Annotated in this window: 3 protein-coding genes; all 3 read right to left on the bottom strand. The window is 64.5% G+C overall.

The window, feature by feature from the left end; translation table 11 throughout:
- Positions 1–1,566 (bottom strand): condensation domain-containing protein (locus tag ACNFIC_RS23745; protein ID WP_416782267.1); only part of this gene is annotated, 1,566 nt, incomplete at its 3' end.
- Between the two features lie 10 nt (positions 1,567–1,576).
- Positions 1,577–9,463: an amino acid adenylation domain-containing protein gene (locus tag ACNFIC_RS23740; protein ID WP_416782265.1), complete on the bottom strand. Its 7,887-nt coding sequence runs from the start codon at positions 9,461–9,463 to the stop codon at positions 1,577–1,579.
- The coding region (locus ACNFIC_RS23735) for an amino acid adenylation domain-containing protein (protein WP_416782264.1) at positions 9,463–12,951 on the bottom strand (3,489 nt) is incomplete at its 5' end. The genes ACNFIC_RS23735 and ACNFIC_RS23740, both read right to left, overlap by 1 nt.

The following is a 12,951-nucleotide window of genomic DNA, read 5'->3' as shown; positions in this document are numbered from 1 at the left end:
GGCATCCGGGGTACGCGCCACCTGCGCCTCGATCAGGCGTTGCACCGGGGTATCCAGCGGGTACTCGGTGGCCGTGGCGTTGAAGCCGTGCAGCAATTGCTCACGCTCGCCACTGGCCAACATCGGCAGTTCCGCCACGCGGGCCTCGGGGTTGGCGACCATGGCCTGCAACAGGTTCAACCAGTGACCCGCCATACGCTCGATGCGGCTGGCATCGAACAGGTCGGTGGCATAAGTGAAGCTGGCCGACAGCCCATTGTCCCCTTCAAATGTATCGAGCGTCAGGTCGAACTGTGCAGTGCACCGGTCCCACTGCAAGGCTTGCACCTGCAACGCCACACTGGTCGCAGGCATCACCACCCGGGCGTCACGCTGGTGATTGAACATGACTTGGAACAGCGGGGTATGACTAAGGCTACGCTCCGGCTGTAGCGCCTCGACCAGTTGCTCGAACGGCAAGTCCTGGTGAGCCTGGGCCTGCAAAGCCGTGCCGCGGACTTGCTGCAACAGCTCGCGCACGCTAGACCGCTGGCTGAAGTCAGCCTTGAGTACCTGGGTATTGGCAAAGAAACCGATCAGCCGCTCGATCTCGCCGCGATTGCGGTTTGCCGTGGGCACGCCGACACGAATGTCAGCCTGGCCACTGTAGCGATGCAGCAAGGTTTGGTACGACGCCAGCAACAACTGGAACAGTGTGACGTTCTCCTGCTGGGCCAGCACCTTGAGCCCCTGCTCCAGCGCTGCCGGCAGCACAACGGTATGCCGCCCACCACGCAACGACTGCTCCGCAGGCCGCGCACGGTCGGTGGGCAAGGCCAACACCGACTGCTCGCCAGCCAGTTGCTCGCGCCAGTAATCCAACTGCCGCTCGCGCTCCCCAGCCTCCATCCACTGACGCTGCCACAGGGCATAGTCGGCATACTGCACGGGCAGAGCCGGCAGATCGGCGACCTGCCCCTGGCTGAACGCGGCATACAACGTCACCAGCTCCTCGATCATGACCTGCATCGAGGTGCCGTCGGTAATGATGTGGTGCAAGGTCAGCAGCAGCACATGCTCGTCATCGCCCAGGCGCAACAGGTCAGCGCGCAACAGCGGCCCTTTCCCAAGGTCGAACAGTTGCGCACTGTTGCTCGCCACGAAGTCCAGCACCCAGGCCTCACGCGCTTGCGCGGCAACGTTCGCCGGCAAGGCATGCCGCCCCAGTACCAGACCGGCCTGATCCAGCACCTGCTGGCGGGTGCCCTGCGCGTCTTCGACAAACACCGTGCGCAGGCTTTCGTGACGCTCCAGCAACGCTTGCAGGCTACGCTCCAGCGCGTCTACATCCAGGGCGCCGCGCAAGCGCAACGCGGCAGGAATATGGTACGCCGTACTCAAAGGCTCCAACTGCCAGAGGAACCATTGCCGCTCTTGTGCGTAGGACAACAGCAGCGGCTCGTCTGGCTGGCGCTTGAAGACGGGGACCACGGCAAACAGGTTGATACCTTTTTGCTTGAGCAGAACCGCCAGCGCCTTGCGCTCGTTCTGCGACAACCTACCTACCGAATCGATCAACGCTTGCACCGCAAAACCCTCACTCGGAAATTAGCTTCTCCAATTCAACGCTTGATAAACGTTTGAGGGCCTCCAAAGATTTAGCCAGTTCTTCATCGACCGAAGCCGCTCCCTGGCGCAGCGCCTGCACCTGCTCGGCGAACGCCGCCAAGTCGGCAGACTCGAACAACACCCGCAGCGGTACGTCGACACGCAACTCGTTGCGCACTCTGACCACCACCTGTGTCGCCAGCAACGAATGCCCGCCCAGGTCGAAGAAGTTGTCATCCAACCCCACCTGGCGCACCTGCAGTACCGCTGACCAGATCCGCGCAAGGTCCTGGCCAACGGGCTCCTGCGGCGCGCGATAAGCCTTGCGTAACTGGCCCTGCTCCACCGACGGCAGCGCCTTTCGGTCAAGCTTGCCGTTGGGCGTTCTGGGGAAACGCTCGAGCATCAGCAAGTGCGCAGGCACCATGAATTCGGGCAGTGCTTCACGCAGCCAGGCGCGCAACAGGTCGCGTCGCTCAAGCTGGCGTGCCGCCGGCTCGCCCAGCCACGCCGAATTCGCCGGTACCATGTAGGCCACCAACTGCGCCCCGCCTGGCCCGTCCTGAGCGAGTACCGCGGCCTCACGCACCTCGGCATGTTCCAGTAGGCGCGCCTCGATTTCGCCCAGTTCGATGCGATGACCGCGGATCTTCACCTGATGGTCGATCCGACCAAGGTATTCGATCACGCCATCGGGGCGATGCCGCGCCAGATCGCCCGTACGGTATAGACGCTCCCCACCGTTGCCGAAAGGGTCCGGCACGAAGCGTTCAGCCGTCAGTGAAGGCCGGTTGAGGTAGCCACGCGCCAGGCCGTGACCACCAATCAGCAGTTCGCCGGCCACGCCGCACGGATTGGCCTGCAACTGGCCATCGAGCAGAAACAGCCGGGTGTTATCGATCGGCCCGCCCAGCCAAGGCTTGGGAGCGTCTGTCGTGAGCTGCTGGAGCGCAGACCAGATGGTGGTTTCAGTCGGACCGTAGAGGTTCCAGACTTGGGTATCCAGGGCCAGCATGCGCTGCGCCAGTTCCTCAGCCAGTGCCTCGCCCCCGCACAGCAGACGGCGCCCGCGCAGCACATCGGCACGCACATCATCGACCAGCATGCGCCACGTCGAAGGCGTGGCCTGCAACACATCGATATTGGCGTGTTCGATGAGTGCCAGGGCCGCCTGCGGGTCCTGGGTAGTCGCCTTCTCTGCCATCACCACGCAGGCACCGACCAGCAATGGCACATACAGCTCCAGCCCAAAGATGTCGAACGAGAAGGTGGTCAACGACAGCATCCGTTCGCCCTCCACCAGCCCCGGACGAGCCGCCATGCTGAGGGCGAAGTTCACCAGCGCCCCGTGCGGCACCATGACGCCTTTGGGCTTGCCGGTGGACCCTGAGGTGTAAATGACATAGGCCAGGTGCTGCGGGGCGACCTTCACTGCCGGACGGCTGCACGACTGCCCGGCATAGCGTTGTTCGGCGTCATCGAGCAGCATCACCTGCATACCGCTCGGCATCGGCAGACGCTCGTGCAGGTGGCGCTGAGTCAGCAACAGGTGCATGCCGCTGTCCTCGATCATGTGCGCCAGGCGGTCTTGGGGATAGGCCGGGTCCAGCGGGATATAAGCGCCGCCCGCCTTGAGCACGGCCAACAGGCCGATGATCATGTCCAGGCTCCGCTCCACCGCGATACCCACCGCGACATCAGGCCCCACTCCTCTGCCAACCAGGGCATGCGCCAACTGGTTGGCACGCCGGTCGAGTTCGGCATAACTGAGGTGCTGGTCAGCGAATACCACCGCCAGGGCATCGCCGCGGACCTGCACCTGCGCCTCGAAGCGCCGCGCGATGTCCAGTTCCAGGTCATGCTCGCAGGCGGTGGCGTTGTAGCGCTGCAACAGTGCCTGGCGCTCATCGCGCTCAAGCAGCTCAAGTTCGGCCAACGGCCGCTGGGCGCCTGCCAACATGCCGCAGAGCAGTGCCCGCAGGTGCGTCGCCATCTGCTTGATGGTGGCGTCGGCGAAATGCGTACGTGCGAAGCTGAATTCAAGCGAAAGGCTATCCCCCAGGCCTACCAGCAATGCCAGCGGGTAGTTGGTCTGCTCGTGGCTGCGAACCGCACCGAAGCGCAGGTCGTTCTGCTCCGCGTCAGCCAGGGCCTCGGACACCGGGTAGTTCTCGAAGATCAGCAAGGTGTCGAACAACCCAGCACCGCCCTGCCCGGCCCAGCGCTGGATCTCGAACAACGGGGTGTGCTCGTGCTCGCGCACGGCCAGGTTGAGGTTTTGCACCTGCTGTAGCCATTCCCCGACCGGCTGTTCCGAGCAGGGCTCTGCGACCACCGGCAGGGTATTGATGAACAACCCCACCTGGCGTTCGATACCGGCCAGATGCGCAGGCCGCCCAGCCACCGTGGCGCCGAAGCAGACACTGCGCTTGCCGGTGTAGCGTTGCAGCAGCAGCAACCACGCGGCTTGCACCAGGGTGTTGAGGGTGACTTTCTGCTGTCGGGCGAACTCACCCAACTGGCGGGTGATGTGGCTATCGATCGCCAGATGCCAGGCCCCTTGACCCTGGCCTGGGGCGGTCGGACGAATGACCGCATCGGCCAGACGAGTCGGCTCGTCCAAGCGTTGCAACTGGTCAGTCCAGAAGGCCTGGTCGGCAGCCTGGTCCTGGCTCTGCAGCCAGCGGATGTAATCCCGGTAGCGCCCGACACGGCTTGCCGGCGCCTGGCCACGGTAGTGCTGGAGCACCTCGCCCAGCAACTGCGAACTGCTCCAGCCATCCATGAGGATATGGTGATGGGTATAGACCAGGTGATAGCGCTCATCCTCGGTGCGCACCAGCAGAAGGCGCAACAGTGGGGCCTGGCCCAATTCGAAACCAAGCGCGAGCTGCTCGGCGGCGATCGCCTCCAGCTGCCTCGGCAGGTCGGCCAGCCCGCGCAGGTCACGCACCTCGAACGGTACCTGGACCCCGCGCATCACCACCTGCAGCGGTGCATCCAGTTCGCCCTCCCAGATGAACCCGGTGCGCAGAATCTCGTGCTCGTCCATGCAGCGCTGCCAGGCTGCACGGAAGCGCTCGGGCACCAACCCCTCGACATCGACCCGCAACTGGTTGATGTAGTCACCGCCATCACGGGCGTACAAGGTATGGAACAGCATGCCCTGTTGCATCGGTGCCAGCGGATAGAGGTCGTCGATGGCTCGCACGTCCACCGGCAACTTATCGAGCTGCGCCTGCGCAAGGCGCGCCAGCGGGAAGTCCGAAGGTGTCGGCCCGCCAGCACCTGCGCTCAGGCAGTGGTCGATCACCCCTTGCAGCTCGGCCAGGTAGATGTCGGCCAGTTGCTGCACGGCCGCATCCTCGAAGACCTCGCCACTGTAACTCCAGGCCAGGCTCAGGCAACCGTCGTACACCTGCCCAGTCAGCGTCAGCCAGTTGCCCATCACTGCCAGCGGGCTCTGTTCGTCGCCGGCTGACTCCGGCGCCGGACGAAGCAGTGCTTGCGTATCCTGAGCATCGAAGCTGCTGTCGAACTGGCCCAGGTAGTTGAAGGTGATGCGCGGCGCGGGCAGCGCCGCCAGGGCCTCGCGTACCGAACGCTCGCCCAGGTAACGCAGGATGCCAAACCCTACGCCCTTGTCGGGGATCGCACGAAGTTGCTCCTTGATCGCCTTGATACAGTCGCCAAGGCCACCGTGCGCTCGCAGGTGCACAGGGTACTTGCAGGTGAACCAGCCCACGGTACGCGTCAGGTCGATATCGTCGAACAACGCCTCGCGCCCGTGTCCCTCAAGTTGCACCAAGGCCCCCGGATGCCCGCTCCAGGCTTGGAGCGCGCGCGCCAGCGCCGTGAGCAACAAGTCGTTGACCTGCGTGCGGTAGGCCGCCGGGGCCTGTTGCAGCAACTGACGTGTCGCCGCCTGCTCCAACTGCGAGCCAACGTGCCGAAGCACACGGTTCTGTCGACTGCCTGCCGGGTTACGGCACGGCAATTGATCGTGTGCACCGGCAAGCTGTGCCTGCCAGAAGGCCAATTCGCTGACCCGGGCCGGGTTACCGGCCTCGACGAGCAGACGTTCGCCCCACTGGCGCACCGAGCTGGTCTTCGATGGCAGACGCACCTCAGCTCCGCGCGCTAGCTGCTGGTAAGCCTGTTGCAGGTCCTCGAACAAAATGCGCCAGGAAACCCCATCGACCACCAGATGATGAATCACCAGCAACAGGCGTTGCTGGCCGTCCGCCAGGCTCGCCAGTACCGCGCGCAAGAGCGGCCCCTGAGCGGTGTCGAGACTGCGCTGGGCTTGTTGGGCCAAGGCTTCGAGTGCCGTGGCATCGGCCACCTCGGCTTGCCACAGCACCGCGCTGGGTGCTGCTTGCGAAAAGCTGGCCTGCCAACCCTCGTGCGTCGAACTGAAGCGCAGGCGCAGGGCATCATGCTGCGCGATCAGCGCCTCCAGCGCCTGGCCCAGGACGGTTGCGTCGAGCCGTTGCAGCGGCTGCAACAGCACCGACTGGTTCCAGTGGTGCGGTTCACAGTGCTCAGCGTCGAAGAACGCCTGCTGGATCGGCAGCAGCGGTGCGCTGCCTGTCACAGCCCCCTGCTCGCCTACGCTGCCTGGCGCGTCCCACAGCGCCACCGAGGCCAGCCCCTGAACGGTCTGATGCTGGAACAGTTGCTTGGCGGTAAAGCGCATGCCTGCCTGACGGGCCCGACTGACCAACTGGATCGACACGATCGAGTCGCCGCCGAGTTCGAAAAAGTTGTCCTGGCGCCCGACGCGTTCGACTTTCAGCAGGCTTGCCCACAGTTGCGCGATACCCTGCTCCATGGCCCCTAGCGGCGCTTGCCAATCGGCCTGGCGCGTGGCGAGGGTAGGTTCTGGCAAGCTTGCGCGGTCAACCTTGCCATTGGCGTTGAGCGGCAGGGCATCGAGCAGCACCAGATGCGCGGGCACCATGTAGTCCGGCAGGCGCTTGTGAAGGTCGGACTTCAACTGCTGTTCCGACGTCGCCCCCGCCTGTTCAGGCACGACGTAGGCGACCAACTGCCGGGTACTGCGCACCTGTCGGGCGAGCACCAGGGCTTCGGCCACTCCCGGCAGTTGACGCAAGGCAATCGCGATCTCGCCGGGCTCGACCCGATACCCCCTGATCTTGACCTGATCATCCACCCGGCCGCGGTACTCCAGCCCCGCGTCGCCGAGCCGCACCTGATCACCGCTGCGGTACATACGCCGCCCATCGGCGGCAAACGGGTCTGGCACGAAACGCTCGGCCGTCAGGCCCGCTTGCCCCAGATAACCACGCGCCAATCCAGCGCCGGCGATGTACAGCTCCCCGATTACGCCAAAGGGCTGCGCAGTGAGCCCGGCATCGAGCACGTACAGTTGGCTGTTGGCCAGCGCCTGGCCCAGCACGGCAGTCCCGCGTCCGCCCAGTTGCAGCCTGCCGGCAAGCACGCCCACGGTGGTTTCGGTCGGGCCGTAGTGGTTGTACACCTGCAAAGCAGGTGCCAGGCGCGCCAACTCCGTCATCAGCCCATCCGAGCACGCCTCTCCGCCGAGTACCAGACAGCGCTGCGGCAGGCAACGCACCGGATCCTCAACCTTGAGCAGGGCCTCCAGGTGCGAAGGCACGATCTTCAGGGCATCGATGCGCTGTTCATCCATGTAGCGGGCAAACGCCTGCGCATCGGTCACCCGCTCGCGATCCAGCAGATGCAAGGTGCGGCCGCTGCACAATGCCCCGAACAACAGGGTGTAGCCCAGGTCGGCGGCGACGGTGGAAACCATCGCCATACGCTCAACCCCCTCCAGGTCGATGCGCGCAAGCATCCCTTCGACATAGTTGAGCAACGCACCATGACTCACCACCACGCCCTTGGGCCGACCACTGGACCCGGACGTGAACACCACGTAAGCCGCCGCATCGCCCTGCCCTTGCGGCAAGGGCTTGGCATGCAACGGATCGTGAGCCGCCGCGCCCATAGCCAGCACTGTCAGCCCGTGGTCCAAGCTCGCCAGCGCACTACCCTGGTCGAGCAAAATCCGCGCACGACTGTCTTCGAGCAACTGACGCTGGCGCTCGATAGGGGTATCCAAGTCCAGTGACACGTAAGTGCCGCCTGACTTGAGCACGGCCAGCAGCGCCACCAACCAGCCCGCCGAGCGCGGCGCGGCAATCGCCACCACCTGCTCGGGCACCACACCTGCCGCCAGCAGGTGCTGGGCCTGCACATCGCTAAGTCGGTCAAGTTCGGCAAAACTAAGTTGCGCGTCACCGGCCACCAGTGCCAGCCGCTGCGGATAGCGCGCCACCTGCTCACGAAACAACCCCAGTACCGACGGCTGCCGGGGCATCAAGGGTTGGCCCTGGCACAAGGCCTGCTGGGTCTGGCGCTCAGCCAGGTCACCCAGGCAGACCTCGGAAATCCTCCCAGCTGGGTTATCGAGCATGCTCTGCAACAGTTCAGACCAATGCCCGGCCATACGCTGGGCAGTGGCGGCACTGAACAGGTCGCAGGCATAGATCAACGAAGCGCTGATACCGTCGGCGTGCTCGAGCGTTTCTAGGGTCAGGTCGAACTTGCTCGTACGTGTTTGCAGCACGTGCGGCTCGACGCTCAGGCCAAGCGCCTGGGTAGCCGCACGCGGCGTCTGCTGACGGTGACTGTGCAAGACCTGGAAAAGCGCGCCATGGCTAAGGTTTCGCTCAGGTTGCAGGGCCTCGACCAGATGCTCGAACGGTAGATCCTGGTGCGCCTGGGCACCCGCGCTGGTCTCGCGCACCTGACGTAGCAGGTCATCGAAGCTCATCCGGCCATCCAGTTGCGCGCGCATCACCTGGGTGTTGACGAAAAACCCGATCAGCCCGGCAGTCTCGCTTCGCTGTCGATTGGCGATGGGAACGCCCACACGGATATCGCCTTGGCCGGTGTAACGGTGCAGCAGCGCCTGGAAGGCGGCCAGCAGCACCATGAACGGCGTGCCATTGTGTGCCTGGGCCAGCTTGCGGACCGCCTGGACCTGCGCTAACGGCAGTTGCAGGTCGACGCGCGCGCCGCGCAGGCTCTGTTGAGCCGGACGCGGGTAGTCGGTCGGCAACTCCAGCAACACCTGCTCGCGGCCGAGCTGATGCAGCCAGTAATCAAGCTGCCGATCACGCTCGCCGGCCTCCATCCAGCGACGTTGCCACAGGGCGTAATCACCGTACTGGATCGCCAACGCTGGCAGGCTCACCGGGGTCTGACTCGCAAAACCGGCATACAAGGCCATCAACTCGTCGACCATCAGCGCCATGGACCAGCCGTCCGATACGATGTGATGCATGACGATCAACAAGAGTTCTTCCTGCTCACCGAGGTGCAGCAGCCTCACCCGCAGCAGCGGTCCGGTGGCCAGATCGAAGGGCTCGGCGCAGTGCTCTTCGATGAAGCGCTCGATCTGCGCCTCGACCGGCGCAGCGTGCTCTGCTCGGGCAATGTGTACCTGGCCAATGGTCAATGCCGTCGCCGGCATGACCACTTGCAACAACTGCTCGTCGTGTTGCTCGAAACGACTGCGCAGGGTTGGGTGGCGCTCCAGCAAGGCGCTGAAACTGCGCTCCAGTGCCGGCAGATCGAGGGGCCCGCGCAAGCGCAACGCCACGGGCATGTGGTAGGCCGCACTGTCTGGCTCAAGGTGCCAGAGGAACCACTGACGCTGCTGGGCATACGATGCCTCAGGACGCTCCACGCAGGCGCAGTTGGCGGGGATCGGCAGTTGCCCCAGGCTCATGCCTTTGCTGGCAAGCTTGTCGAGAAACGCCTTGCGTTGCTCCAGCGGCAGCTTGAGAAAACGCTGTACCAGCGCAACATTGTCCAACCCAGCCATCAGTTCGCCTCCAGTTCAGCGAGAAATGCGTGCATATCGCTCATATCTTCATCCAGCTTGCCGTTCACACAGGCCGCGACGGCCTGGCTGTAGTCGGCCAGGGTTTCGGCCTTGAAGAGCAGGTCGAGGGCCAGGTTCGCACTCAGTTGCTGCTGCAATTGCGAGGTGACCTGGGTGGCAAGCAGGGAATGCCCACCGAGTTCGAAGAAGTTGTCATCCAGGCCGATGCGCGCCACGCCCAGCACCTGCTGCCAGGCCTGCGCCACCTGCTGCTCCAGCGCGCTCTGCGGGGCACGGTAGGCCTGCTGCAACCCATCGAGGTCCGGGTTGGGCAGGGCCTTGCGATCCAGCTTGCCGTTGGGCGTGAGCGGCCACTGTTCGACGAACAGCAGGAAGCTGGGCACCATATACCCCGGTAACGTCTGCTTGAGGGCGGCGCGAATCGTCAGCCGCGCCTCTGCCTGCCAGGCGCTGTCGCGACTCGACGCATCTGCCAACAGGTACGCCACCAGCTGTGCGCCCTGGCCCAGGTCACGCGCCACCACCACCGCTTCGCGCACCTGCGCCTGGCGTTGCAGGATCGCCTCGATCTCGCCCAGCTCGATGCGAAAGCCACGCACCTTGACCTGGTTGTCGACCCGCCCGAGGTAATCGAACACGCCCTCCTCGCGGCGGCTTACCAAGTCGCCGGTGCGGTACAGGCGGGCACCAGGCGGGCCGTACGGGTCAGGCACGAAACGTTCGGCGGTCAACGCCGGCCGACGCAGATAGCCGCGTGCGACGCCGCTACCACCGAGATAGAGTTCGCCGGGCAGACGGCTAGGCAGCAACGCCAGGCCAGCGTCGAGCACCAGTGTGCTGCGCTCGCCGATACGGCTACCGATAGGCGCATAAGCCGCCTGGCAGTGATCCTCGACGCCAGCCTTCCAGATCAGCGGCGTCACCACCGTTTCGGTTGGTCCGTAGCCGTTGATGATCCAGGTCGGACGAAGTGCACGGCGCGCCAACGCATAGCTCGCCTGCGGCACCGCATCGCCCCCGAAGCAGTAGACCCGAACCGGTGGCGGATTGCCGTCGCGCTCGGCATGTTCGGCCAACTGTTGCAGGTAGGCGGGCGGGAAAGCCGCCACGCTGACTCCTGCCACGTGCATCTGCTGGTAGGTCTGTTCAGGGCTCCACAACTGCTCATCGCGCAGCAGCAGGCGGGCACCATGGGTCAGGCTGGTGAGCCAACGTTCATGCGCACCGTCGAAGGCGAACGACATGAAGTGCAGTTCGCAATCCGCGGTGCTCATTTCGTAACGCTCACCAATGGCCCGGCAATGCATGGCCAACGGTCCATGCTCAACGCACACACCCTTGGGTTGGCCGGTAGAGCCGGAGGTGTAGATCACATAGGCGAGGTTGCGTGGGGCAACGGCGATCCCAGGATCGGCGGCGACGCGCTGCAGGTCGCAGGCTTCGAGCAGCAACACCGGCAACTGCGCTGGCAACGGTAACTGTGGCTCAAGCGCCTCAGTGGTCAGTAGCAAGGCCATGCCGGAGTCTTCGATCAAATAGGCAAGCCGCTCGGCGGGGTACTGTGGGTCCAGCGGCACGTACGCGGCGCCAGCCTTGTGGATCGCCAGCAAGCCGACGATCAGCTCCAGTGAGCGCGCCAGCGCGATACCCACCAGGGTCTCGGGCCGCACACCGCGCTCGATCAGCACAGTGGCCAGCGCATTGGCCTGGGCATCGAGTTGCGCATAGCTCAGTTGCCGCCCAGCACATTGCACCGCCGGAGCATCCGGCGTCTGGCGCGCCCATTGAGCGATACGCTGGTGTACCGCAAGCTCACCCTGCCAGGTATCGGCTTGCTGCTGCCAGTCCGGCAACAAGGCCTGCTGCTCGGTAACCTCCAGCATGACCAGGTCACCCAGCGCCTGGTCCATGTCGCTGGACAGCGCTTGCAACAGGTTCAACCAGTGGCCGGCCATGCGCGTGATGGTCTGCGCATCGAACAAGTCGGTCGCATAGGTCAGCGCGGCGCGCAGTCCATCCTGGGACTCATAGGTGTCCAGGGTCAGGTCGAACTGCGCGGTGCCGGTGTCCCATGACAGTTCTTCGATATGCAGTCCGGCCAGCGGTTGGCCGGCCAACTCGCGTGCGCCACGCTCGCGGTGGTTGTACATGACCTGGAACAAGGGCGTATGGCTGAGGCTACGCTCAGGTTGCAGTGCATCGACCAGTTGTTCGAACGGCAGGTCCTGATAGTCCTGCCCCTGCAGGGCGTGCATGCGCACCTGGCTGAGCAATTCACGGAAGGATAGATGCGCGGCGCACTCGGCCTGATGGACCTGGGTATTGACGAAAAAGCCGATCAAGCCTTCGGTTTCCAGCACGTTGCGGTTGGCAATCGGCACCCCCACGCGGATCTGCGTCTGCCCGCTGTAGCGGTGCAGCAGCACCTGGAAACTGGCCAGCAGCAGCATGAACGGCGTGGCCCGAGCGGCGTGGGCGAGCTTGAACAACTGACTGGCCAGCGGCTGAGGAATCTCGAACATGTGCCGCGCCCCCCGATGACTTTGCACCGCTGGCCGCGCCCGGTCGGTGGGCAACTGCAACACCGTGCTGCCCCCGGCCATCCGCTCGGTCCAGTACGCAAGCTGGCGCGCACGCTCACCGCCCTCCAGCCACTGACGCTGCCACTGGGCATAATCGGCGTATTGCACAGGTAGCACAGCCAGACGCGCCGCGCGCCCTTCACAGGCAGCGGCGTACAGTTCGAGCAGCTCGCTGGCCAGCACTCGCATCGACCACGCATCGGTCACAATATGATGCAGGTTGAGCAGCAACACCTGCTCTTGGCCCCGCACCGATACCAGCCATGCCCTGAGCAGCGGACCTGCCATCAGGTCGAACGGTTGCTGCACCGCCTCCTGCAAGGCAATGGCCAGCTCGTTTTGGTTGGCAACTTCGACGCAGGTCAAGGGCACATGCGCCTGAGCCGCGATCACCTGCATGACCTGCTCGCCCTGCACGGCAAAACAGGTGCGCAAGGTTTCGTGGCGCTGTACCAGGGTTTGCAGGCAGTTTTCGAGCACGTCCTGGCGCAGTTCGCCGTTCAGACGCAAGGCCAGGGGAATATGGTAAGCGTCGCTGCCAGGCTCCAGCTGCCAGAGGAACCATTGACGTTCCTGGGCATAAGAAAGCGGTACCCCGCCCTCACGCTTAACCGGCACCAACGCTGGGCGTTGTGCGCCTTGCGCGGGTTTCAGTGAGCGCACGAAGTCATCAAGCCGGGCGTGTTCGAACAATTGCTTGAGCGCAGCGTCAAGCCCCACTGTCTGGCGGATGCGAGAAATCACCTGGGTCGCCAGCAGCGAATGACCGCCCAGCTCGAAGAAGTTGTCCTGCATCCCCACCCGCTCGACCTTAAGCACCTCCTGCCAGATCCCAGCGATTCGCGCTTCCAGCTCACTGCGCGGCGCCACGTATTCAGCCTGTTG

Origin of the sequence: Pseudomonas sp. NY15463 (assembly GCF_048068415.1) — a bacterium.
GTDB lineage: Bacteria > Pseudomonadota > Gammaproteobacteria > Pseudomonadales > Pseudomonadaceae > Aquipseudomonas > Aquipseudomonas mosselii_C.
This window is presented reverse-complemented; position numbering and strand designations above follow the sequence as displayed.